Source organism: Streptomyces sp. NPDC104307 (assembly GCF_055584045.1).
Genome location: NZ_JBVJMU010000013.1, coordinates 68,537 through 90,131, shown reverse-complemented (window position 1 = coordinate 90,131; position 21,595 = coordinate 68,537). Strand labels below are relative to the sequence as shown.

At 71.2% G+C, this 21,595-nt stretch carries 22 protein-coding genes and 1 pseudogene; 15 read left to right on the top strand and 8 right to left on the bottom strand.

Annotated features, from left to right (window positions below; genetic code table 11):
- Positions 1-99 precede the first annotated feature (99 nt).
- The 4 genes from ACZ601_RS27700 (at position 100) to ACZ601_RS27685 (ending at position 6,277) form a co-directional block, all read left to right on the top strand.
- Positions 100-1,839 carry an N-acyl-D-amino-acid deacylase family protein gene (locus ACZ601_RS27700; RefSeq protein ID WP_469542872.1) on the top strand — a complete coding sequence of 580 codons (1,740 nt, stop codon included), beginning with the start codon at positions 100-102 and terminating at the stop codon, positions 1,837-1,839.
- Positions 1,836-3,299 (top strand): aldehyde dehydrogenase family protein, encoded by a 1,464-nt coding sequence (locus ACZ601_RS27695; protein WP_469542870.1) that lies wholly within the window; start codon positions 1,836-1,838, stop codon positions 3,297-3,299. The genes ACZ601_RS27700 and ACZ601_RS27695 overlap by 4 nt, the downstream gene beginning before the upstream one ends.
- 139 nt (positions 3,300-3,438) lie before the next feature.
- The gene (locus ACZ601_RS27690) at positions 3,439-4,824 is read left to right on the top strand and encodes an MFS transporter (RefSeq protein ID WP_469542867.1); all 1,386 of its coding nucleotides are present in this window, start codon (positions 3,439-3,441) and stop codon (positions 4,822-4,824) included.
- 112 nt (positions 4,825-4,936) lie between these two features.
- Entirely contained in the window at positions 4,937-6,277 is a 1,341-nt protein-coding gene (locus ACZ601_RS27685) for an eCIS core domain-containing protein (protein WP_469542864.1), read from the top strand.
- Between the two features lie 10 nt (positions 6,278-6,287).
- Here the strand turns inward: ACZ601_RS27685 and ACZ601_RS27680 are convergent, their stop codons facing one another.
- On the bottom strand, positions 6,288-7,823 hold the full coding sequence (locus ACZ601_RS27680; protein ID WP_469543179.1) for a CehA/McbA family metallohydrolase: 1,536 nt from the start codon (positions 7,821-7,823) through the stop codon (positions 6,288-6,290).
- Positions 7,824-8,056: 233 nt separating this feature from the next.
- On the opposite strand from ACZ601_RS27680, the gene ACZ601_RS27675 reads away from it, so the two are divergent.
- The 3 genes and pseudogenes from ACZ601_RS27675 to ACZ601_RS27665 all read left to right on the top strand — a co-directional run.
- Complete coding sequence (locus tag ACZ601_RS27675; RefSeq protein ID WP_469542861.1) at positions 8,057-8,698, top strand: DinB family protein; 642 nt, start codon at positions 8,057-8,059, stop codon at positions 8,696-8,698.
- A 95-nt stretch (positions 8,699-8,793) separates the two neighbouring features.
- A complete protein-coding gene (locus ACZ601_RS27670) occupies positions 8,794-9,639 on the top strand; it encodes an LLM class F420-dependent oxidoreductase (protein ID WP_469542858.1) in 846 nt (281 codons plus the stop codon).
- A 151-nt stretch (positions 9,640-9,790) separates the two neighbouring features.
- A pseudogene (locus ACZ601_RS27665) lies at positions 9,791-10,037 on the top strand (transposase); the annotation flags it as partial.
- A gap of 130 nt (positions 10,038-10,167) precedes the next feature.
- On the opposite strand, the gene ACZ601_RS27660 reads toward ACZ601_RS27665, so the two are convergent.
- The 3 genes from ACZ601_RS27660 to ACZ601_RS27650 form a co-directional block, all read right to left on the bottom strand.
- Complete coding sequence (locus ACZ601_RS27660; RefSeq protein WP_469542856.1) at positions 10,168-10,794, bottom strand: SMI1/KNR4 family protein; 627 nt, start codon at positions 10,792-10,794, stop codon at positions 10,168-10,170.
- A gap of 138 nt (positions 10,795-10,932) precedes the next feature.
- Entirely contained in the window at positions 10,933-11,634 is a 702-nt protein-coding gene (locus ACZ601_RS27655; RefSeq protein WP_469542853.1) for a DUF4232 domain-containing protein, read from the bottom strand.
- A 125-nt stretch (positions 11,635-11,759) separates the two neighbouring features.
- Complete coding sequence (locus ACZ601_RS27650) at positions 11,760-12,419, bottom strand: class I SAM-dependent DNA methyltransferase (RefSeq protein WP_469542851.1); 660 nt, start codon at positions 12,417-12,419, stop codon at positions 11,760-11,762.
- Between the two features lie 356 nt (positions 12,420-12,775).
- Here ACZ601_RS27650 and ACZ601_RS27645 point away from each other — a divergent pair, with 356 nt between their 5' ends.
- Positions 12,776-13,831: a C40 family peptidase gene (locus tag ACZ601_RS27645; protein ID WP_440575133.1), complete on the top strand. Its 1,056-nt coding sequence runs from the start codon at positions 12,776-12,778 to the stop codon at positions 13,829-13,831.
- 57 nt (positions 13,832-13,888) lie between these two features.
- Here the strand turns inward: ACZ601_RS27645 and ACZ601_RS27640 are convergent, their stop codons facing one another.
- From ACZ601_RS27640 to ACZ601_RS27630, 3 genes are all read right to left on the bottom strand, one after another.
- Positions 13,889-14,722, bottom strand: a complete 834-nt coding sequence (locus tag ACZ601_RS27640) for a helix-turn-helix domain-containing protein (RefSeq protein ID WP_469542848.1) — start codon at positions 14,720-14,722, stop codon at positions 13,889-13,891.
- A 295-nt stretch (positions 14,723-15,017) separates the two neighbouring features.
- A complete protein-coding gene (locus ACZ601_RS27635) occupies positions 15,018-15,203 on the bottom strand; it encodes a DUF397 domain-containing protein (RefSeq protein ID WP_469542846.1) in 186 nt (61 codons plus the stop codon).
- Positions 15,200-16,066 carry a helix-turn-helix domain-containing protein gene (locus tag ACZ601_RS27630; RefSeq protein WP_469543176.1) on the bottom strand — a complete coding sequence of 289 codons (867 nt, stop codon included), beginning with the start codon at positions 16,064-16,066 and terminating at the stop codon, positions 15,200-15,202. Before ACZ601_RS27630 ends, ACZ601_RS27635 begins: the two co-directional genes overlap by 4 nt.
- A gap of 133 nt (positions 16,067-16,199) precedes the next feature.
- On the opposite strand from ACZ601_RS27630, the gene ACZ601_RS27625 reads away from it, so the two are divergent.
- From ACZ601_RS27625 to ACZ601_RS27595, 7 genes are all read left to right on the top strand, one after another.
- The gene (locus tag ACZ601_RS27625; RefSeq protein WP_469542843.1) at positions 16,200-16,664 is read left to right on the top strand and encodes an ATP-binding protein; all 465 of its coding nucleotides are present in this window, start codon (positions 16,200-16,202) and stop codon (positions 16,662-16,664) included.
- A 13-nt stretch (positions 16,665-16,677) separates the two neighbouring features.
- Positions 16,678-17,274, top strand: coding sequence for a DUF4333 domain-containing protein (locus tag ACZ601_RS27620; RefSeq protein ID WP_469542840.1), 597 nt, complete (start codon positions 16,678-16,680; stop codon positions 17,272-17,274).
- A 27-nt stretch (positions 17,275-17,301) separates the two neighbouring features.
- Complete coding sequence (locus ACZ601_RS27615) at positions 17,302-17,958, top strand: maleylpyruvate isomerase N-terminal domain-containing protein (RefSeq protein WP_469542837.1); 657 nt, start codon at positions 17,302-17,304, stop codon at positions 17,956-17,958.
- A 281-nt stretch (positions 17,959-18,239) separates the two neighbouring features.
- On the top strand, positions 18,240-18,686 hold the full coding sequence (locus ACZ601_RS27610; protein WP_469542834.1) for a hypothetical protein: 447 nt from the start codon (positions 18,240-18,242) through the stop codon (positions 18,684-18,686).
- Between the two features lie 54 nt (positions 18,687-18,740).
- On the top strand, positions 18,741-19,550 hold the full coding sequence (locus tag ACZ601_RS27605) for an NAD(P)-binding domain-containing protein (protein ID WP_440574957.1): 810 nt from the start codon (positions 18,741-18,743) through the stop codon (positions 19,548-19,550).
- Positions 19,547-20,053, top strand: a complete 507-nt coding sequence (locus tag ACZ601_RS27600; protein ID WP_469542831.1) for an SRPBCC family protein — start codon at positions 19,547-19,549, stop codon at positions 20,051-20,053. The genes ACZ601_RS27605 and ACZ601_RS27600 overlap by 4 nt, the downstream gene beginning before the upstream one ends.
- Before the next feature lie 98 nt (positions 20,054-20,151).
- Positions 20,152-20,775 (top strand): RraA family protein, encoded by a 624-nt coding sequence (locus ACZ601_RS27595; protein WP_469542828.1) that lies wholly within the window; start codon positions 20,152-20,154, stop codon positions 20,773-20,775.
- Positions 20,776-20,885: 110 nt separating this feature from the next.
- Here the strand turns inward: ACZ601_RS27595 and ACZ601_RS27590 are convergent, their stop codons facing one another.
- On the bottom strand, positions 20,886-21,563 hold the full coding sequence (locus tag ACZ601_RS27590) for an HAD family hydrolase (protein ID WP_440574964.1): 678 nt from the start codon (positions 21,561-21,563) through the stop codon (positions 20,886-20,888).
- Between the last annotated feature and the right edge of the window lie 32 nt (positions 21,564-21,595).

The following is a 21,595-nucleotide window of genomic DNA, read 5'->3' as shown; positions in this document are numbered from 1 at the left end:
GGCGTCTTCCCGGACCGCCGCTCCGCGGGCCGGGGTGCGTGCCGCGGCCGTACGCACCCCGGCACACATTCGGTTCTGCACACACGGAAGGGACCCCTCATGCTCGACCACCTCATCCGCGGAGCGACCGTCGTGGACGGCACCGGCGGGCCCTCCTACCTCGCGGACATCGGCATCCGTGACGGCCGGATCGCCGTCATCGCGGAGCCCGGCAATGCCCCCGGACCCGCCGCGACCACCGAGGACGCCACCGGCCTCGTCCTCGCGCCCGGGTTCGTCGACCCGCACACCCACTACGACGCCCAGCTCTTCTGGGACCCGTACGCCACCCCGTCGATGAACCACGGCGTGACCACCGTCGCCGGGGGCAATTGCGGATTCACCCTCGCCCCGCTCCACCCGGACCGGCCGGAGGACGCCGACTACACCCGGCGCATGATGTCGCGGGTCGAGGGCATGGCGCTCAAGGCCTTGGAGGAGGGCGTGGACTGGACCTGGTCCAGCTTCCGCGAGTACCTCGACGCGCTCGACGGGCGGATCGCCGTCAACGCCGGGTTCATGGTCGGGCACTGCGCGCTGCGCCGGCACGTCATGGGCGCGGACGCGGTCGGCGGACAGCCCACGCCCGCCCAACTGGACGCCATGCTGGCCCTGTTCCACGACGCGATGGACGCCGGGGCGTGGGGCCTGTCCACCACCCAGTCCTCCACCCACGCCGACGGCGACGGACAGCCGGTCGCCTCCAGGCACGCGCTGCCCGAGGAACTCCTCGCGCTCTCCCGCGCGGTCGGTGAGCACGAGGGCACCCAGATCGAGGCGATCGTGGCGGGCTGCCTCGACCAGTTCTCCGACGAGGAGATCGAGCTGTTCGTCGACATGACGGCGGCCGCCGGACGCCCGCTCAACTGGAACGTCCTGACCATCGACGCCGCCGTCCCCGAGCGCGTGCCGCGCCAGCTGGTCCCCAGCGAACGCGCCCGCCGCGCGGGCGGCCGGATCGTCGCGCTCACGATGCCGATCCTGACCCCGATGAACATGTCGCTCGGCACCTTCTGCGCCCTCAACCTGATCCCCGGCTGGGGCGACATCCTGTCCCTGCCCGTCCCCGAGCGCATCGAGCGGCTCCGGGACGCGGACACCCGCACCGAGATGCTGCGCCGCGCGGGCAGCAAGGAGGCCGGTGTCTTCCGCCGCCTCGCGAACTTCGGCCGGTACGTCATCGGGGACACCTACAGCGCGGCCAACGAGGGCCTCAGCGGCCGGGTCGTCAACGACATCGCCGCCGAACGCGGCCAAGACCCCTTCGAAGCCCTCGTCGAGATCTGCGCCGCCGACGAACTGCGCACGGTCCTGTGGCCGATGCCCACCGACAACGACCCCGACTCCTGGGCGCTGCGGCAGCGGACCTGGGAGCACGAGGACGTCATGCTCGGCGGCTCCGACGCGGGCGCCCACCTGGACCGGATGTGCGGAGCCCCGTACACCACCCGGTTCATCGGTGACTGCCTGCGCGGCCGCAAGCTCGTCCCCCTCGAAGCGGCCGTCAGGATGCTCACCGACGACCCCGCGCGCCTCTTCGGCCTGCGCGACCGGGGCAGGATCGCGGAGGGCTACCACGCCGACCTCGTGCTCTTCGATCCCGAACGCATCGACGCGGGCCCGGCCACCCTCGTCCACGACCTGCCCGGCGACAGCCCCCGGCTCGACTCCAAGGCCCTCGGCATCGTCTCGGTCCGGGTCAACGGGGTGGAGACGCTGCGGGACGACAAGGTGACCGGCGCGGTCCCCGGCACGGTGCTGCGCTCCGGACGCGACACCCGGACGGTGAGCACGCAGTGACCGCGACTCCCCAGCGCCTCTTCATCGGCGGCGAGTGGACCGAGCCCGCGAACGGGCACTACGAGGTGATCAACCCGGCCACGGAGGACGTCGTCGGCCTCGCCCCCGAGGCGAGCCGGGCGCAGGTGTACGAGGCGGCCGCCGCTGCCCGCGAGGCCTTCGCGAGCTGGTCCCGGAGCCGCCCGGAGGAGCGCGCCGCGATCCTCGACCGCGCCGCAGACCTGATGCAGCGCGACTTCACCGCCCACGCCGCGCTCGCGCAGGCGGAGAGCGGCGCCACCACCGGCACCGCGCGCGGGATGCAGGTGGCGGTCGGCGCCGCCCGGTTCCGGCGGTACGCGAAGGGCGCCCTGGAACCGGCGGAGGAGGCGGTCCCGCCGCAGATCAACGAGGCCGGTCCGATGGGCCGGGCCGGGATCTTCGGGGCGCTCGCGGTCCGCCAGCCGGTGGGCGTCGTCACCTGTATCACCTCGTACAACAACCCCTGGGCCAACCCGGCGGGCAAGATCGCCCCGGCGCTCGCGATGGGCAACACGGTCCTCGTGAAACCCGCGCCGCAGGACCCGCTCTCCGTCTACCGGATGGCGGAGGCCCTCGCGGAGGCCGGTGTGCCACCGGGCGTCGTCAACGTGGTCAGCGGTTCTGGGGCGGAGGCGGGCGAGGCCGCCGTGGACTCGCCCGACGTCGACATGGTCAGCTTCACCGGCTCCACCTCGGTCGGGCAGCGCATCGCGGAGGTCTGCGGCCGGTCCATGAAACGGCAGCTGATGGAGCTGGGCGGCAAGGGCGCCGCCGTGGTCCTCGACGACGCCGACCTCGACTCCGCGGTGGCGGGCATCGGCACCACGTTCTCGTTCTACAGCGGACAGATCTGTACGGCTCCGACCCGCGTCCTGGTCCAGCGGGCGGCGCACGACGCCCTGGTCGAGAAGCTCACGGCGTACGCCGGACACCTGCCGGTCGGGGACCCGACGGCGAAGGGCACGGTCGTCGGCCCGGTCATCTCCGCCGCCCACCGGGACCGCGTCGAGTCGTACGTCGAACTGGGCCGCAAGGAGGGCGCCCGGATCCTCGCAGGCGGCGAACGCCCCAACCCGACCGGCAGCGGCTTCTACGTGGCGCCCACGCTGCTGGCCGACTGCACACCCGACATGCGGGTCGTGCGGGAGGAGATCTTCGGCCCGGTCGTGGTGGTCGTCCCCTTCGACGACGAGGAGGAGGGCATCGCACTGGCCAACGACAGCGACTACGGGCTGATCGACTACGTCTGGTCCGGCGACGTGGCCCGCGCCTTCCGCGTCGCCCGCAGGCTGCGGGCCGGCGGGGTCGGCGTGAACACCATCGGCCGGAACATGGAGGCACCGTTCGGCGGATTCAAGCGCAGCGGGGTGGGCCGCGACGTCGGCTCGTACGCCCTGCACGCGTACAGCGAACTCCAGGCGATCGTCTGGCCGGGGTGAGGCGGGCGTCGGCCGCCCCCCACCGGCCGGAGACGACGCGGCGCGAGAGTATCTCGTAATCAAGTATCTTGACATCGAGATAGATTCGCGACAGGCTTCCCCGGTCTGCTGAGCCGTGAAGAGATTCGGGGGTGGGGCGGTGCGACGCGCCACGAAGGGCAAGGGCAAGGGCGAGAACAGGGGTGGCCGGGTTCCGGCGCGCGGGCCGGGGCTGCTGGCGCAGCTGCGTAATCCGCCGGGCGGACGTAACGCCCGGATCATGCTGCTCGCCCTCTCTGTCGACCGCACCGGTTCCGGCCTGTGGGCGGCGTCCTCGGTCCTGTACCTCACCTTCGTGACGCATCTGAGCGCCCAGCAGATCGGGGTGCTGCTGGGCGTGGCCGGAGTGGCGGGTATCGCCGGTTCACCGCTGGCCGGACGGCTGGCCGGGCGCTTTCCGCTGCGTCCGCTGCTGATCGGCTGTCATCTGCTGCGGCTGGTGACCCTGACCCTGGTGCTGCTGTGTCCGGGGTTCGAGGCGCTGCTGCCCGTCGTCGCCGCGACCTACCTGGGGGACAGGGCGGCCAAGACGCTGGAGATGCTGTTCGCCACCCGCGCGGCGGGCGAACGGCGCTCCGCGTACCAGGCGTTGTCGCGCAGCGCGGCCAACGCGGGGTACGGGGTCGGCGCCGGGATCGCGGCCGTCGGGCTGGCCGTGGGCACCACGGGCGCCTATCGCGCCCTGATCCTCGGCAACGCGCTCTCCTTCGTCGTGGCGGCCGTGCTGGTGTGGCGCACCCGCGAGCTGCGGGAGGCGTCGGTCGAGGTGGCGCGGTCGACGGCGGCGCCCGGAGCCGCGTCGGCGTCCGTCGCCGGACGCACCCCCGACCGGCCGAAGAGCCCCTGGCGGGACCGTGGTTACCTCAGGTTCGTCCTGCTCGACATCCCGATGAACCTCGACGACTCCGTCCTCGGCGTCGGGCTGCCGCTGTGGCTGGTCAACCGCACCTCCGCGCCGCACGCCCTGGTACCGGCCTTCCTGGTCATCAACACCGTGCTGGTCGTCGTGCTCCAACTGGCCGTGTCCAGACGGTCCGAGGGCCCGCGCCGGACGGTCCGGACACTGCTGCTGTACGGCGGCCTGATGTCCGTGTGCTGCGCGCTCCTGGCCGGGGCCGTCCGGTGCGGGACGTGGACGGCCGCGGCGGTCCTGCTCGGCGCGGCGGTGTTGGTCACGCTGGCGGAGCTGATGCGCTCGGTAAGCTCGTGGGAGCTGGCCGTCCTGCTGGCGCCCCCGGAGGCGCGAGCCGCCTACCTCGGGGTGGCGGGTATGTCGCAGTCCGTCCAGAAGTCCGCCGGGCCCCCGCTGCTGACCGGTGTGGTGATGGCCGCCGGGCCGGCGGGGTGGCTGGTGCTCGGCACGGTGATCGCCGGACTGGCGGTGGCGCAACGGCACTCCTGCGCCCAGCGGTTCCGTACCCTCACACCGCCCGCCCCGGACTACGCGCTGACCGCCGCGCCGGTCGCGCCGGTCGCGCCGGAGTAGCGGGCGGCCGGGCGGACGGGCGGTGTCCGAGGAGTGCAGCGGCAGTGCCCCGTGACCACCCCAGGGGCCCCTTGGCCGGCCGGGTGCGACGCGGTATCAATGGCGGGGACCGATGGCTGGAGGCACCGTGCACGAGCAGGAACGCCGCACCACCCGCGCCGGGCGTCCACGGGCGCGGGACCAGGAGTCGGACCGCCCGTCGGGGCCGGTCGTGGCGCCGGGGTCCCCGGCGGAGCTGTCGGTGCTCCAGCGGACGGTGGGCAACGCGGCCGTCGCACGGATGCTCGCGGACCGGGAACGGGACCGCGACCCGGACGGTGGCCGGGACCGGGATCAGCCCGTGCAGCGCTCCGCGGTGCGCGAGGTGCTGGGCACGACCGGCCGGCCGCTGGACCAGCCGGTGCGCCAGGACATGGAGGCCAGGTTCGGCACGGACTTCTCCGATGTCCGGCTGCACACGGACGCCACCGCCCAGCGCTCCGCCGCCGAGATCGGCGCCCGCGCGTACACGTCCGGCAGCCACATCGTGCTGGGCGGCGCGACGACCGACGCGCACACCCTCGCCCACGAACTGACCCATGTGGTCCAGCAGCGCTCGGGCCCGGTGGCGGGCACGGACGACGGCACCGGGCTGAAGGTCTCCGACCCCTCCGACCGCTTCGAGCGGGCGGCGGAGGCCAACGCGCACCGCGTCATGGCCGCACCGCACGCGCACGACGCCGCCGAGGCCGGGGTGCAGCGCAGCAGGGCGACCGCGTTGCATGACCACGCCGTGCAGCGGGCCCCGACCACCGGCGGGGCCGCACCGGTTCTCGACGCCCCTGTCCTGGGCGCCTACAACGAGGAAGGCCTCTGCGGCAACTTCTCCCGGGTGCGCGAATGGCAGCTCGCCAACCCGCAGCAAGGGGTGATCATCCAGGAGGTGAACAGGCGCTTCGCGGTGGAGCGGCACACCGGCCAGGGCTGGGCCCCGATCGACGGCCCCGGGCTGGACACCTATGTGTCGGCCACCGGCGGGACGGCCAACGGGAGCGAACTCCGGTACTGGGAGCTGTGGGTGGTCAACGCGGACGGCACGATCAGCGACGGAGGCGACGACACCTTCGGCATGACCTCGCTGATCCAGAACGCGGGACAGATCCACAACACCACCCGGGGATCCTTCACGATCAGCGGCGAGGCGCACTTCTTCGCCACGAACCAGGCTCCGACGGCCATGGGCTTCCAGCGCGGCGGGTCGGTCTCGGCGGGCGGCCTGTACAGCCGCACCACCGATCCGCAGTCGGAGCTGGCCGCCCTCGGCCTGACCCCGGCGGCCGGACCGCTCCGCTACACCGTTCAGTCCACCTGGGACAGCTCGGACAAGCGGACCGCCGCGGCCGCGGCCAAGCCCAGGACCAGCGTGTACGAACCGAGGGCGGCGCTCAGCAGGGTGCAGGAGAGCGCCACCTGACCCCAACGCCTCAGCCCTCCAGGAACACCGGATTGGTCAGCGCCGCCAACGCCCCGGGCAGCCCGGGTACCGTCGCCGGGTGCCGGACCTCGGCCCGTACGTAGGCGGCGTTCGCGGGCGTCGTGCGCCATTCCGCCGTCCCCGTACCCGACTTCGGGAGCGTCGAGGTGAACAGCGTGCCCTGGTCGGTGACGAAGTGCGCGGTGCAGTCCGGGGCGCCGATCACCTCCAGCCGTACGGCGACCGGGGTGTCGTCCCCCGGGGCGCGCAGCCGCTCACCGATCCCGGCGTGCTGCCCGCGCCCGTCCGAGACGCCGAAGGAGAGGCTGACGGCGGACGACTCCGCGATGTAGGAATGCCCGGCCCTGATGCCCGCCACGATCGCCTCGCGGGACAGCTCCTCGGCCAGGACGACGGTCTGCGGGAGCCCGATCCGGTCCGGCTCCCGGTGCGCGTCGCTGTTGCCCATCGCCGGAACCCACGGCGTGGACGAACGGGAGGCTGCCACCAGGGAGTTGTCCCACTCCGCCAGGGCGATCTCGTCCTCCGGGGTGTAGGCCCCGTTCCAGACCTCCACCGCGTCCGCCTCACCGAGGCCGAACTTCCAGTGGCAGCCGATGCAGGTGGCGTGCGGATGGGCGGGCACGACCAGACCGCCGGCCCGGCGGACGGCCTTCGCGTAGCGCCCGAAGCGGTTGTCCCTGGCCCGGTAGCGCCAGTCGATGAACGTGCCCGGCTCGGTGGCGAGCGCGAGCACATGGCCGTTGCGGGTGGTGACCTCCTCGCCCGTCAGGATGAGCAGATCGTCACCCCACAGTCCGCCCCAAGCACCGTGCGCGGACGTGGTGTTGTGCTCGCTGCTGTTGATGAAGTCGAGCCCGGCGGTGCGGGCCCCGGCGGCGATCTCGGCCGGGGTCCGCCCGCCGTCCGAGTGCACGGAGTGCAGGTGGCAGTCCCCCCGGTACCAGGCCCGCCCACGCCCCTTCGCGCGCTGCGGCGGATACCCGGGGCGCGGTGTGGGTGCCGTGGGCCCGGAACGCAGGGTGACCGTCACCTCGTACGGCAGCCCCTCGGGTGCGACGGTGTACGGGCCGAGGGCGATGTGCCAGGTCCCGGCCCGCACCGGCCCCGCGAGATAGCCGGGGCTCGCCTCGTCGCCCCGGATGAAGAAGCTGGAGCGCGCCCCGCCGGACCACCCCCGGAACCCGGGCCCGCCCAGCTCCGTACCGCGCTCGTCGAAGACGCCGATGTCCAGGGCGTTGCCCTGCGTCCCGGCCGGGACGGGCGTCTTCTCGTACGTGTACGAGACGGCGATCTCCGCGACCCCGCGCGGGACGTCGACCGGCAGGTACACATAGTCGGGGGCCCCGGGCGGCAGGACGCCGCGCACGGTGCCGGCCCGGGTGCCGCCCTCGTCGGCGGCGGCGAAGCTCACGGTCCCCAACGTTAGGGCGGTGGCGGCCGTTCCGACGAGAAGGCCACGCCTGGCGATCGGGCGGTCCGCGGGAAGTGGTGCGGTTATCGGTACCGGCGTCGGTTCGGGCATGGGCGCTCCCCGGGAGGTGGTGGACGAGACGAGGTCTGCGTACCGGTGCATCGTGGGGGAGAGCGGTGAATGCCCGATGAACGCGGTGAGTTCGGGGAGGGTGGGGACGGACCGGCGTCGGTCCGGGGACCGGTCCGCCGCGCCCGGCATCACCACCCGATCACCACCCGCTCGGTACGGTGGCCGCAGAGCGCGCCGGTACCCGCTCCCGCGCGGGGTGAAGGAGAAGAGTGATGAGCAGACAGCTCGCCGTCCCCGTCCGTCTGGTGCCGCTCCTGGACCAGTTCGACTTCGGCTGCGAACGCCTGCTCGGCCGCATCGGCGGCCCGGTGGTGGACAGCGGCAACGGGGTGGATGTGGAGGCCGCACCGATGACCGACGCGGAGTACCTCTGGGAACCGGTCCCCGACTGCTGGTCGGTCCGCCGCCGGGCGGACGGGCCGGGCGCGCGCGCCACCCAGTTGGTCGGGGCGGGGGACTGGGGCCGGGACTCGGCGGACCAGCCGCACCCCGTGCCGCCGCCCTTCACCACGATCGCCTGGCGGCTGACCCACCTCGCGGAGATGCTGGCCGTCCGCGCCGACCACACCAACGGCACCCGCACCCTCACCAAGGGCGACTACCGGGCCGCCCCCGACGCCGCCGGGGCGATCGCGGGCTTCTCGGCCGCCGCAGGGGCCTGGCGCGAGGCGCTGCTCGCCGCCGACGACGCCACGCTCGACCGGGTCGGCCACTGCACGTACCCGCACGGCAGCGACCCGGAGGAGCCGTTCGTCACCGTCATCTGGTGGGTGAACCAGGAACTCCTGCACCACGGCGCCGAGATCGCCCTGCTCCGCGATCTCTACCGGTACCAGCCACGGCACACCGGGTAACGGCGGGCGTCCTCCGTGGGTGCCGAAGGCTCGGATTCGCGGGCCGGACGGCATACCTTTGGGCCGTCACTCGACGACGACGGAGGTGTCCTCGCATGCGGATCGGCACAACGATCTTCCTCACCGACGAGACGATCACACCGGTACGGCTCGCGCGCCAGCTCGAACAGCGCGGGTTCGCCGGGCTCTACCTCCCGGAGCACACCCACATCCCGGTGAGCAGGAAGACCCCGTACCCGCAGGGCGGCGAGCTGCCGCCCGAGTACGGCCGAACCCTGGACCCCTTCGTGGCGCTCGGGCAGGCCGCCGCCGTCACCGAACGGCTGACGCTCGGCACCGGCATCACCCTGATCGCCCAGCACGACCCGATCGACCTGGCCAAGCAGATCGCCACCCTCGACCATCTCTCCGGCGGCCGCTTCACCCTGGGGCTCGGCTTCGGCTGGAACGTCGAGGAGGCCGCCGATCACGGCGTGGACTGGCGCACCCGCCGCGACCTCGGCCGTGACCGCATGGCCCTGATGCGGGCGCTGTGGTCCGAGGAACCGACCGCGTACGAAGGTGAGTTCGGCTCAGTCCAGGCCAGCTACGCGTACCCGAAGCCGTTCCAGCAGCCCCGGGGCCCGGTGGTCGGCCCACGCACCCTGGTCGGCGGTGCGGCCGGACCGAAGCTGTTCGCGAGCATCGCGGAGTACGCGGACGGCTGGATGCCGATCGGCGGCGGGGGCCTCACGGAGTCGATGCCCCGGCTCCGTACCGCCTGGGAGTCGGCGGGCCGCGACCCGAAGGACCTGCGGGTGGTCCCGTACGCGGTCCAGCCGGACGCGGGCAAACTGGCGCACTACGCGGACCTGGGCATCGAGGAGGTCGTGCTCCAACTGCCCCCGGCGGGTGAGGCGGAGGTGCTGCGCACGCTGGACGCGTACGCCGAGTTCCTCTAGGTCGGGTCCGCGAAGTATCGTCGTCCGCCCGCCGGGCAGGCGGGACTTTGCGGATACGGCTGGGCAGTGTCGTCAAATGATCGTCGCTGGTGGTTCATGGTGTCGTGATACGCCACCATGAACTGTCCGACGCTGAGCGGGAGTTCGTCCGGCCCACCAGCATGCGGCGGATGCCCGAAAAGGGGCTCCGTGAGCCGGCCCTCGGTCGGTCCCGAGGTGGTCTGCCCAGCAAGATTCACCTGGCCCGTGACGGCCGGGGCCGGCCGCTTGCTTTCGTCATCACGGGCGGCGACACCAATGACTGCACCAGGTTCACCACCATGACGGACGCGATCAGGGAGCCCCGGATCGGACCGGGACGCCTCCGCACCCGGCCCGATCATGTACTGGGCGACAAGGGGATACAGCTCAACCGCCTGTAGCAGTGGAGCGGCCTCGCTACCCGCTATGACAAGACCGGCCAGTCCTACGAAGCGGCCGCCTCCCTCGCATCACTCCTGATGTGGGCGTGAAGGCTGACGAACCAACTCAGTCCTCGTCCTCCTCCATACTCTCGTACCCGGAGCGGATCAACGCGGAGAAGCTGGGGTACTTCGTCGGGTTGCCGTACTTCGGTGCGAACTCGTAGGCGGCCCACTCGCCGTCCGGCCCGACGTCGGTCGGATCGAGCAACCAGAAGTCCTCTCCCCGGGCGATCTCGATGGACCGGCGAAACAACTGAACATCGTCCTCGTTGCCGGGTATCGAGTCGTAGGTATCAGTCACGCGCCTGCCGGCCTCGCTGTCCCGCATCCACAAGACGCGACCGCAGGAATGGACACCGTCCACCCAGGCATCCAGGCGCGTCCATCCGTCGCTCGCCAGGAAGAATCCCCGCAGACTCGGTGGGAACCGCACTCCGAGCCGCTCCTCGGATGCCACCAGAGATTCCTCCCGAGCAGGGGCTTCACCCAACCACAGCTCAACGCGCCCCCCTTGATCCAGGAGCTCCAGCTGATCGTCATCCAGCAGATCGACCAAGTCGTCAGCGTCGGCACGGACCTTCACGTACAGCTCGCCGTATCGCTCCAGAAAGACACGCCACTCCTCCGGCGTGACCAGGACGCCGTCAACTTCAGTCTGTTCAGGCTCAGTCGTCTCACTCATGCCGATCACAGTGCCAGGTGGCTATGACAATGCCGATGGCTACCGAACGCACCGCGTGCGCGGGCAGCTCGTAGTTGCTGCCTCTGATGCGGACGTGGCATTTGACGAAACCGCCTAAAGGCCGTACGAACCCGCCCCGCGGTACGGCTACTTGGTCGTGTGCGTGGGGAAGACCTGAACGTCGACGTACGAGCCCTTGACCTTGCCCGCGCCCTCGGGCCACTTCAGGTCCACGGTGTGGGTCTCGTTCGGGGGCGTCACCAGGATGTCGGTCGGGTTGGTGAGGCTGTCGTCGCTGTTGTCGATGTCGTAGGCGATGTCGAAGACAGCGGCGTCGCCGGGCTTCAGCGTGGTGACGCGAGGCTGGGCGTGGCCGCGCTCGATGGGGCTCGACGTGTTGTCGGTGTCCTTGATGTCGACGCCCGGGAAGCCCGTCGCCGAGCAGGTGGTCGGGCCCCGGTTGATCATCGTGACGTTGATCCTTCCGGAGCTCTCGTCGGGCGCGGCGTTCACGGCATCGATGGCCAGGTCCTCGGTCTTGCAGAACGTGGTCTTGCCGCCGGCCCCCGACGTGCCGCTCGCGGCGTCGGACTGGGTCGCGGCGCCGCCGCCGGAGTCCGGCTTCACGTCGCCGGCCTGCGAGCCGCTCCCCGACTTCGAGCTGTCGCCGGAGGAGTCAGAGGAGTCCGAAGAGGAGGACGAGGAGCCGGAGGAGGAAGACGACGAGGAAGAGGCCGACGAGTCCTTGGCGGCCGAGGCCTTTCCGGAGCCGTCATTGCCACAGGCGGTGAGCGAGAGGGTGGCGGCGAGCCCGACGGCGGCGATAGCTGCGATGCGGGTGTACTTCACGGTGTGCCCTCCAGAAATGACGCGGTGCATGTTGTCGTAAATATTTGTATCGCGCACCGAGTTACAGGCGGTCTGCGACGGCGTCTTCGTTCTGTCACAGTGCCGAGGGGGCCTCCCTGCGCTCCTTACTCCTCCTGCTCCCCGTGCTCCGCGCGCATCAGCAGGTGTCCCCGGCGGAACCGCTCTCCTTCGAGCGGCTCGCGCAGCAGCCGGCCGATCTCGACGAACCCGGCCTCGCGCGCCAGCCCGGCGAGTTCGTCGATCGGCCACCGGTAGGCCGTCGTCACCTTGTGGTCGAAGGCCGCCACCGGCCCGCCCTCGGCCTCGAAGAAGGCGAACAGGAGAACGCCGCCCGGGGGCAGTAGGCGGCGGAACTCGTCGAAGTACGGCGGGAGTTCCTTCGGCGGGGTGTGGATGACCGAGTACCAGGACACGATGCCGCCCAGCTCGCCGTCAGCCAGGTCCAGCGCGTCCATCGAGCCGACCTCGAACCGCAGGTCCGGGTACGCCTCGCGGGCAAGGCCGACCATCACCGGCGACAGGTCGATCCCGAACGCGTCCAGTCCCAGGTCCCGCAGGTGCGCCGTGAGGTACCCGGGGCCGCAGCCCAGCTCGGCGACCGGGCCGGTGGCCCGCGCCCGTACGAGGTCGGCGAAGGCGGCGAGCATCGCGCGGTCCAGCGGGAGGGCGCCGAGGCTGTCACGGGCGAAGTCGGCGTAGACGGCCGCCATGGCGTCGTAGGCGTCCGCCGTCGCCCGGAGGTAGGAGGAGGGGGATTCGCTCATGAGGAGCGACCCTAAGGGCTGTCCGGCGGATCATGGACGGACGGATGGAATGAGGCATTCCATATGCCTGGTGGCCCTTGTGGCGACTTGCCCGAAGTTACGGTACGCGCCGTCAGTTCGCGGCTACGGGTTGTGCGGTGTGACCAAAATAAGTACCCCTTGTGGAGAGAATCCACCTGCGTCGATTGAACTGATTACGAGATGGTCACTATGGTTGGCCCTCGAACCTTCGCACGGTTGGTCACCCATCCGGGGTGGCAGCGAAGGAACCGCCGATTCCGTGACGTGTGCGGAGCCGGGGCTTCCCGTCCCCCCATAGCCCGGTAGGCGGCTCCAGGAAGAAGGAGCTCGCCTTCGTGGCGTCCCACCGTCGTCCCAAGAACCCGAGCCGCGCCCGTGTGACCGTGCTCACCGCGACCGCCGCTGCGGCCGTGGCCCTGACCTCTCAGGCCGCTCACGCCGACCCCAAGCCGACCAAGAGCGAGGTCAAGGCGGAGGTCGACAAGCTCTACCACGAGGCTGAGGTCGCCAACGAGCACTACAACGCGGCCAAGGAGAAGCAGGAGAAGCTCGAAAAGCAGGTCGGCGCGCTTCAGGACAAGGTGGCCCGCGGCCAGCAGGAGCTCAACACGATGCGGGCCGGACTCGGTTCGCTCGCCGCCGCGCAGTACCGCTCCGGCGGCATCGACCCCTCGGTTCAGCTCTTCCTCGCCTCCGACCCGGACAGCTTCCTCGACCAGGCCTCCGCGCTGGACCAGTTGACGGCCAAGCAGACCGAGTCGCTGACGAAGATCCAGGGCAAGCAGCGGACCCTCGCGCAGGAGCGCAAGGAGGCCCAGGACAAGCTCAGCGACCTGGCCGACGTGCGCAAGACGCTCGGTGCGAAGAAGAAGCAGCAGCAGGGCAAGCTCGCCCAGGCCCAGAAGGTGCTCAACACCCTGACCGCCGCCGAGCGCGCGAAGATGCGCGAGGACGACGCGCGCGCCAGCAACGCCGCCGCCGAGAAGGTGCGCGCGAGCCGGGGCGCCGGAGACCGGGTCGAACTCGGCCACGAGGCCCCCGCGTCCGGCCTCGGCGGCGCCGCCCTCCAGGCCGCCGCGTCGCGGATCGGGATGCCGTACCAGGCGCGCGCCACCGGCCCCGGCTCCTTCGACTGCTCGGGCCTGACCCAGTGGGCCTACCACCAGGCCGGTGCCGAGATCACCCGCACCACGTACAGCCAGATCAACCAGGGCACCCGCATCTCGACGAGCCAGCTGGCCCCGGGCGACCTGGTCTTCTTCAACGGCAACTCGCACGTGGGGCTCTACGCGGGCGGCGGCAACGTGCTCCACGCCCCGTACCCGGGCGCCAGCGTCCGCTACGAGTCGATGGGCACCATCGGCTCCATCTACGGCGCGGTGCGCATCTGATCACGCGTTGACGGGCGGACTCCGCGCCCAGTGAGTGTGCTTCCTGCCCGTCGGTGACTACAGGTCACCGACGGGCAGGGCGCGTTCATGGACGCATTCACCGCAGCGGCCCGGTTCGGGTGCCCTGAACGCGCGGTCGCAGTCGTCGCAGTTCTGGAGCGGCTCAGCCCGGAACGTGGCGGGGAGCGTGCGCCCCGCCGGGAGCAGCGCGGTGAGCCGGTGTCGCAGCAGCTTCGCGGGGAACCTCAGTGGATGCGGCAGATCCGCCGTGAGGGCGTGACGTACGGCGGCGGGCGAGGCGTCCCGCTCGAACCAGGCCGCCACTGCGGGTGCCAGCAGAGCGATGTCCGCTTCCGTCAGGCTGAGTTGGACCGCCTGTTGCCGGAGCCCGGCGAGCAGGGCCGCAGCGGCGTGCATGAGCTGGGGCTGGGGGACCGGTGCCGGTGAGGGGGCCTGTACTGCGGGGGCGGGGGCGGGGGCGGGTGCCGGTGCCGGTGCCGGGACTGCGGCCGGGCGCCTGCGCGGCTGCTCCTCGCCGCCGAGGGAGGCGGCGTCCGGGTGGTTGTAGGACACCGTGCGGGTGTGGACCCGGCCGTCCCGCCCACGCACCCGGGTCCGCTTCAGGTAGCCGAACTCCTCCAGCTCACGCAGGGCGGAGGCGATGCGGTGCTCGCTGTCCGGCAGTCGCTCGACGAGGGTCTTGATGCCGACCCTGGCACCGGGCGGCAGCGACTGGATGTGTACGGCCAGGCCCCTGGCGGCGAGGGACATCTCGTCGTGCTGGCTGAGGTGATTGCCCACGATCGTGAAGCCGGACGTGTGGCGGATGTTGACATGCACCACACCCACGGACGGGGCAGGGGAGGGCACGATATTCTGGCAGGTATCCATCGGGAAGCTCTTCTTCCTCGCTGGTCAGGCCCTCGTTCGGGATTGCTGTCCCGCCGGGGGCCGACTCATGTCTGAAGTTTGGTGCGGCGAGCATATGCCAGGCAACCCGGGCAAAATCCAGCTCAGTTGGGAAACCTCACCCGGGAGAGTGACGGGCCCGCCGGGTGGGGTCGGGTGGGTGAAATTTCTTTCCCCAAGTGCTTTAAAGCCTTTTACGTCGTGGGTTACCGCGTCGCGGGGGACCGGGTCGCGGCCCGTGGCTCCACCGGGTCGCGGTTTCCGCTCCGGGTGCGGATCAGCCCTGGCGGGCGTACGTGACGAAGGCGGACCAGGCCGTCGGGGCGACGTCGAGCCGGGGGCCCTGAACGTGCTTGGAGTCGCGGACGTGGACGGCGGCGGGGGAGGTGGCCACCTCGATGCAGGCGCCCCCCTCGCCGCTGCTGTACCTGCTCTTGAACCAGTGCAGTTGCTCGGTCTTCATCGGTCTCCCAGCATCTTCTCGATCAGCATCAGGGACTCCTTGGGGGTGAGAGCCACTGATCGGATGATTCCATAGAGCTCGCTGAAGACACGGACTTCCTCCGGGTCGGTGATCAGGCGCGCATGTCCGTAAGCCTCGGTGTATGCGACCTGTTGGCGCCCCTTGGGCGTAAGCATGATGAACGAGGCATCCAGGCTGGGGTGTTCTGCGCGATCCGTCGGCATGATCTGGAGCGTCACTGTTCGCATACGACCCACGTGCAACAAACGCCGTAACTGGCGCTCATGGGCGTCGCGACCACCAACCGGGCGCTGCAGAACGACTTCCTCCAGCACATAGGTCATCGTTGGAGGCGGCCAGCGCTCGAAGATCTTCTGTCGGTCCAGTCGGTCGGCCACCCGCTTCTCGATCGTGGCCTCGTCCAGCAAGGGTCGTCGTTGGGTGAAGAGGGCTCGCGCGTACTCCTCGGTCTGAAGCAGCCCCGGCACCGCCTGGTTGCTGTAGTCGTGCAGCGCAACTGCCTCGGCCTCCGTTCGCGCGTAGTCCCGGAACCAGTCCGGGTGCCGCGTACGGGATCGGGTCAGAGCCTCACGGACCTCCTCGATCGCTGCCACCAGCACTCCGCCCGCGTTCAGAACCTTGTCGGCGCGGTTCAGGAACTCGGGCTGAGGTGTCCGTACACCTCGCTCCATTGCGGAGATCAGATCCTCGCCGCAGTGAGTCGCCGTGCCCAAGTCCTTCTGGCTCATGCCCGCGCGCTCGCGCAGCACCTTGATCTGTCTCCCCAGCGCCCTGAACAGGTGCGCGGTCCCGTCCGACTCGGTGGGTCGCTCCGGTCGTTCTTCTCGTTCGATGTTCGCCATCTGCCCCGTACCGCCTTCGTCCGTCCGGTCACGGCCCGACAGCCGTACAGCGGGGCGGGTGAGCCCGTACAGCTTCACGGTGTCGTGGTGTCACTCCTGGTCAGCGTACGAGCGCTCGGACACTCTGAGTCACATGAACGCCGAAATCACTCTTGTGGGCGCCGAGTTCGCCCAACGCCTCAGTGCGACCCGCCGCGGTGTGCGGCTCGCCCGTCGGCTCGCGGTGCAGCAGCTGTACGAGTGGGGCGTCCCGTACGGCAGTGAGCTGTCCGACGACGTGGCGCTGACCGTGAACGAGCTGGCGGCGAACGCGGTCCTGCACGGGTATGTACCGGGGCGGGACTTCGAGGTGCGGCTGCTGGTGGTCGGTGCCGGGGTCCGTGTCGAGGTCTCGGACGCGCGGGGGGAGCGGCGGCCGCAGCTGTACGTGGGGGAGGCCGTCACGGAGGCGGGGCGCGGGCTGCGTCTGGTCGAGGCGCTGGCGGAGAGGTGGGGCGTGTCGGAGCGGGTGGTCGGAAAGACGGTGTGGGCGGAGATCGGGGCCGGATATGGGCGCGGTGGTAGCTTGGCGCGCCGAGATTTTGACGTGCACATTTGATACAGGGGGGCCCATGCGGCAGTCGGGGCGGAGCCGGACAGCGGTGCGAATAGCGGCCGGGGCGCTGGCGGTGCTGTGCGCCGCCGGCTGTTCCGCGAGCGTGGGGAGCACGAAGGCGGTGAGCAGGAAAGAGGTCGCGAAGCAGGCCAAGGCGGGCCTCGCCAAGGAGGCCGGCCGGGAGCCCGACGACGTCACCTGCGAGCACGACCTCAAGGCCAAGGTGGGCGAGACCGTCCGCTGCACGCTGACCGCGGACGGCAAGAAGCAGGGCATGACGGTCACCGCGAAGTCCGTCGACGGCGACAACGTGCACATGGACTTCAAGGTGGACGACGCTCCCGACGGCGGTGGCGGCAGCGGTGGCGGCGGGGCGAAGGCGGTGGACAAGGCGGAGGTCGCCCGCCAGGGCAAGGCCGCGCTGACGGCGCAGGTGGGCCAGGAGCCCGACACCTTCACCTGCCCCGAGGACCTTCCGGCCCGGGTGAACGCCGTGGTCCGCTGCCAACTGGGCGCGGACGGGAAGCAGTACGGCGTGACGGCCACCGCGACATCGGTCGTCGACGGCCAGGTGAAGATGAACTTCAAGGTGGACGACGCCCCGAGCGGCTGACCCGGAAACATGCACTAGCTTGCGGCCATGGACGACTTCTCACGCTCCTGGACAGCACTGCTCGCAGCGGTGGCCGGACTCGACGACGCGGACTTCGCGCGGCCGTCCGGCTGCACCGGATGGCTCGTGCGGGATCTGGTGTGCCACCTGGTCATCGACGCCCAGGACATCCTGATCACCCTCGCCACCCCCGCCACCACCGAACCGACCCGGGACGCGGTGACGTACTGGGAGGTCGCGGACGCGCCGCCGACCGGCGAGGACCCGCTCGACGCGCTGACCGTCCGGCTGGCCGCCGCGTACGGGGAGCCGTGGCTGCTGAAGTTCCACCTCGACGACGTCGGCTCCGCGGCGGGCCGTGCCGCCGCACTCGCCGCCCCCGGGCTGCGGGTCGGCACCCGGGACGAGGTGTTCGCGGTGGCCGACTACCTCTCCGTGTACGTACTGGAGAGCACGCTGCACCACCTCGACCTCATTGCGCACCTCGCGGAGGCCCCGGCGCCGCCCACCGAGGGGCTGGCCCGGTCGCGCGAGCTTCTGGAGGCGATCGCCGGGACCGCGATTCCGCCGTCGTTCTCCGACCGGGATGCCCTGCTCATCGTCACCGGACGCCGCGCCCCGACGGAGTCGGAGAAGGCGGAGCTGGGCGAACTCGCCCTGAGGTTCCCCCTGTTCCTGGGCTGAGTCGCTGATCAGCCGAGTTGACCCGTTGACGGCTGAACCCCCGTCAGCGATTGCCCTAGTTATGCGCTTGATGATGCACGCACCGCGTGCATAATGAGGATGGGTGCTGTCCGGAGGCAATGGCCTTCCCGGTATCCGGCCAGGGAGGGGAGCTGGGCACCGCACCCCGGCCACCGCACCTCGAAGGCGGAGATCCTCAAGCACGCGAACGGGCGATCCGCGAACCGACGGGCTGACCAGCACCGACCTGTGAAAACCCCACGGAGAGAGGAACCCTCACGATGCGGCCACACCAGGTACGAGGAGCGCTCGGAGCGATGTACGCGGGCCTCGCGCTCACCGTTCTCACGACGATCGCCCCGTACGCCGACCGTGCCACCACCCATCTGCTGGCCGACCACATCCGGGCCGGCTACCCCACGTACTCCCCGGCACGGATCGACTCCGCCGCCACCACCTACCTGGTCCTGCTGTCCGTCATCGGAGCGCTCGGCGCGCTCGCCTGGACGGTGACCGCCCGGGCGGTCGGGTCGGGGAAGCGGTGGGCCCGTCCGGCCGCGACGGGGATGCTGCTGCTCGGCATCTGCTTCGGGCTGACCGGGCTCCTCGTCAAGGACACCTCGGGCGCGACCGGCCTGCCGCCGGCGCTGGGCTGGGCAGGAATGCTTCCCGCCCTGGCGGGCGTCGTGGCAGTCGCACTGCTGTGGAGGAGGCCGCGGCTGACGTGACGCCGGCTCGGCCCCTGAGAAGTCACGAGCACCGCACACCACGGAGGAAGCACTGTGAAGCGCATCGGCATCATCGGAGTGGGCGAGATCGGCCGGGCCATCGCCACGGGCCTGCGCCACCGGGGCGGGGACGGTGCCGTGCCGGAGATCTGGCTCTCCCCGCGGGGAGCCCGCTTCGCCGCCGAACTGTCCTCGCGCCACGAGGGCGTACGGGTCTGCGCCGGAAACCAGGAGGTGGTGGACCGCTCGGAGTTGGTGATCATCGCGGTCCGGCGCCAGGACCGGCACGAAGCGCTCGCGGGGCTGTCGGTGGGCGACGACAGGATCGTGGTCAACGTGATGGCCGGCGTCAGCAACGACGACGTACGGCAGACACTCGGCACCGGCGCCGCGATCGTCCGCGCGATCCCCCTGCCGGCCATCCGCGAACGCCGCTCCCTCACGGTCACCTACCCCTCGCACCCGGAGGTGGACGCCCTCTTCGAGGAGATGGGCGGAGTGCTCCCCGTCGCGGAGGAGGCCGCCTTCGACGCCTTCTCCGCGCTGACGGGGACGCTGACCTCGCACTACGCGTACCTCGCCGCGCTCACCTCGTGGGCCGGCGCCCAAGGCATCGCGACCGACGACGCGGACCGCTATGTCCGCAGCCTCTTCCAGGGCGTCGGCCGCTCCCTGAGTGACGGGACCCGCACCCTGCGCCAACTCGCCGCCGACCACGAGACCCCGAACGGAAACAACGAACGCATCCGCACCACTTGGTTCGACCCGGCCAACTCCGAAGCCCTCACGAAGGCCCTGGACGGCCTCCTCGCCGCCCTGAGGCAGCAGGGCCGGCCGGCACCCGCACCGGGCGAATCACGGTGACGGCGCCGGCGGGACCTGGTCGCTATACGGGGTGGACCAACACCCACCCGGTCCGCCTGGAAGCCTCCATCGAGATCGAGGCGTCGCCCGACGAGGTCTGGCAGGTACTGACCGACCTCCCCGCCTATCCGCAGTGGAATCCGTTCATCACCTCGACGAAGGTGACCTCGGACGGCGGCCGCCTCGAAGAGGGCGCGACTCTGCGCAACGTGATGCACGACAGGACCGGCGACACCGTCTTCGAGCCGGAACTCCTGGCGGTCGACCCGGGCCGGGAGCTCAGATGGCTCGGCAAGATGGGGCCGGGCTGGATCGCGGACGGCGAGCACCGGTTCCTGATCGAGAAGACCGGCGTCCATCGCGTCCGCCTGACACAGAGCGAGAGCTTCACCGGAGTCGCGGTGCCGTTCGTCGCGTCGCGGCTCAGGTCCGACACCCTCCCGCAGTTCCGTGCGATGAACGAGGCGTTGGTCCGGCGCATCGGGCAGGTGCGTTCCGGCTGAGCGTTCTGCGGCTGTTTCCGGTTGACCGGAAAAGCCCTTGGGGCGTGGAATACCGATGCCGCCCCGGCTCCCGGGGCGGCATCGAACGGAGGACGCGCATGTACGACGTCAGCGGCTACAAGGACATCTCCCCGACCACGCTCGCCGACCTCCTGGGGCGCGGGCAGGTCATGGACGCGGGTATCCGTCCGCTGTGGCCGTCGAAGCGGCGGGTCGCCGGTCCGGCGTTCACCGTGCGGTGCCCTCCGGGCGACAACCTCATGCTGCACGCCGCCATCCACCGCGCCGAACCCGGCTCCGTCATCGTCGTCGAGGCGGGGGACGTGGACTACGCGCTGGCCGGCGGGAACGTGTGCGCGGTGGCGCGGCGGCGGGGGATCGCGGCCTTCGTGACGGACGGGGTGATCAGGGACCTCGCGGAGGTCCGGGAGATGGGCTTCCCCGTCTTCGCCCGGGGCGTCGTCCCCTTTCCCGGCACCAAGAAGGCCGTGACGCCCCTCAACGAACCCGTGCGGTGCGGCGGGGTGACCGTGCACGCGGGGGACATCGTCGTCGCGGACGAGGAGGGCGTCGTCGTCACGCCGGGGGCCCGGCAGGAGCAGGTGCTGCTCGACGCGCGGGCGAAGGCGGCCGGGGAAGCGGCCGAGACCCTCGACGCGTGGGAGGCCGCGCACCGCGCCCGGATCGACAAGATCCTCGCCGCCAACGGCTACGAGGGCTGACGGGCCGCCGCACCGGCCATGCCCCGGCCCGGGCAGGCGTCGTCGTCCGGAGCGCCGTTCATGGCGGAGCGGGCGGGATCGCGCGGAGGGGCCGGCTGACTCCCGGCGGTCTACAGCGCCCGCAGGGCCCTCGGCCGGGGCGGTTCCGGCACCCTGTCCAGCAGCGCCGGAAGGTCCGTCAGGGCGTCGATGCGGAAGTCCGCGGCGGCGACGACATCGGGATGGTCCGCCCACCAGTACCCGCACGCCCCCCGCCGCAGGTGCGCGGCGAGCAGCCCGCACGACTTGGCCGGGAACAGATCACCGGCAGGGTGGTCACCCACGTACAGCGTCGCCCCCGGCTCCGCACCCGACACCTCCAGCACCCGGGCGAAGAACTCCGGGTCCGGCTTGGCGACGCCCCACTCGTCCGAGGTGACGACGAGGTCCGCGGGCAGGTCCAGCGCCCGCAGGAGTTCCCCCGCCAGCACCGTCCCGTTGCCCGCGATCACCACCCGTACGCCCAGCGCGCGCAGTTCCGCCAGCACCGGCCGTACGTCCGGGTACAGGTCCGGCTCCGCCAGGTGCTCGCCGCGACCGGCGGCGGTCCGGGCGAGCGAGGCCTCGTTGATGTCCATGTCGGGGCGCAGCAGGCTCAGCGCGTCCGCGCTGTCCCGCCCCTGGGCGACCGAGGCACCGACCAGCGCGCTCAGCGTGTGCGGCGGGACGCCGAGCCAGTTGGCCCAGGAGGCCCAGTAGCGGTCGTCGCGGACGAGTGTCTCACCGATGTCGAAGACGATCGTTTCCATCACCGTGCCGACCCTACGGGGCGCGGACCGCC

Excerpts from the sequence above, each read along its gene's own strand:
- ACZ601_RS27700 (WP_469542872.1), top strand. The coding sequence starts at position 100 with ATGCTCGACCACCTCATCCGCGGAGCGACCGTCGTGGACGGCACCGGC.
- ACZ601_RS27685 (WP_469542864.1), top strand. The coding sequence starts at position 4,937 with ATGGCTGGAGGCACCGTGCACGAGCAGGAACGCCGCACCACCCGCGCC.
- ACZ601_RS27680 (WP_469543179.1), bottom strand. The coding sequence starts at position 7,823 with ATGCCCGAACCGACGCCGGTACCGATAACCGCACCACTTCCCGCGGAC.
- ACZ601_RS27675 (WP_469542861.1), top strand. The coding sequence starts at position 8,057 with ATGAGCAGACAGCTCGCCGTCCCCGTCCGTCTGGTGCCGCTCCTGGAC.
- ACZ601_RS27670 (WP_469542858.1), top strand. The coding sequence starts at position 8,794 with ATGCGGATCGGCACAACGATCTTCCTCACCGACGAGACGATCACACCG.
- ACZ601_RS27650 (WP_469542851.1), bottom strand. The coding sequence starts at position 12,419 with ATGAGCGAATCCCCCTCCTCCTACCTCCGGGCGACGGCGGACGCCTAC.
- ACZ601_RS27640 (WP_469542848.1), bottom strand. The coding sequence starts at position 14,722 with ATGGATACCTGCCAGAATATCGTGCCCTCCCCTGCCCCGTCCGTGGGT.
- ACZ601_RS27635 (WP_469542846.1), bottom strand. The coding sequence starts at position 15,203 with ATGAAGACCGAGCAACTGCACTGGTTCAAGAGCAGGTACAGCAGCGGC.
- ACZ601_RS27630 (WP_469543176.1), bottom strand. The coding sequence starts at position 16,066 with ATGGCGAACATCGAACGAGAAGAACGACCGGAGCGACCCACCGAGTCG.
- ACZ601_RS27625 (WP_469542843.1), top strand. The coding sequence starts at position 16,200 with ATGAACGCCGAAATCACTCTTGTGGGCGCCGAGTTCGCCCAACGCCTC.
- ACZ601_RS27620 (WP_469542840.1), top strand. The coding sequence starts at position 16,678 with ATGCGGCAGTCGGGGCGGAGCCGGACAGCGGTGCGAATAGCGGCCGGG.
- ACZ601_RS27615 (WP_469542837.1), top strand. The coding sequence starts at position 17,302 with ATGGACGACTTCTCACGCTCCTGGACAGCACTGCTCGCAGCGGTGGCC.
- ACZ601_RS27610 (WP_469542834.1), top strand. The coding sequence starts at position 18,240 with ATGCGGCCACACCAGGTACGAGGAGCGCTCGGAGCGATGTACGCGGGC.
- ACZ601_RS27595 (WP_469542828.1), top strand. The coding sequence starts at position 20,152 with ATGTACGACGTCAGCGGCTACAAGGACATCTCCCCGACCACGCTCGCC.
- ACZ601_RS27590 (WP_440574964.1), bottom strand. The coding sequence starts at position 21,563 with ATGGAAACGATCGTCTTCGACATCGGTGAGACACTCGTCCGCGACGAC.